This is a genomic window from Pseudoalteromonas luteoviolacea DSM 6061 (genome assembly GCF_001625655.1).
Classification (GTDB): Bacteria; Pseudomonadota; Gammaproteobacteria; order Enterobacterales; family Alteromonadaceae; genus Pseudoalteromonas; species Pseudoalteromonas luteoviolacea.
The window spans coordinates 1-449 of record NZ_AUYB01000032.1 but is presented as its reverse complement, the minus strand read 5'-3'; the positions used below and the strand labels follow the sequence as shown (position 1 = coordinate 449).

General features: G+C 42.1%; 1 protein-coding gene. It reads right to left on the bottom strand.

All coding sequences use genetic code 11. The features are described from left to right. A partial coding sequence (locus tag N475_RS02065; protein WP_155732522.1) for a helix-turn-helix domain-containing protein occupies positions 1–348 on the bottom strand: 348 nt, incomplete at its 3' end. Between the last annotated feature and the right edge of the window lie 101 nt (positions 349–449).

The following is a 449-nucleotide window of genomic DNA, read 5'->3' as shown; positions in this document are numbered from 1 at the left end:
ATCTCGAGCAACATAACGATAAATCCACTCATGACTGACTGCTTCGCCTACGCTTGTAAGAACACTTGAAATCTGCTCAGGACTCCAATCGATACTCAGTAAAAAGCGGATATATTTAATGCGCTGAGCTGGTATTCGATACTTGCGAGCAGCTTTACGCCTCTTAACAGAATAAATATGTGCATTCTGAGGGCAATATTGCCCATGCGCTTGATTTCTATTTAGTTCACGGTACACCGTTGCACGATGGCACTGTACTTTTATGGCAATTTCAGAGATTGAAATACCTAGTTCCAAAAGAGCAGAAATCTGGTATCTTCTGCCCTCGGTCAACTGCTGATAACTCATAGTAGTATTGCTTGTTTCTTTGGCGAGAAGAGCGTACCACTTTCGGCAGTTGGCTTCCTCTTCTATACCTTTCTATGAGTGTCGCACTTATTATCTGAAAT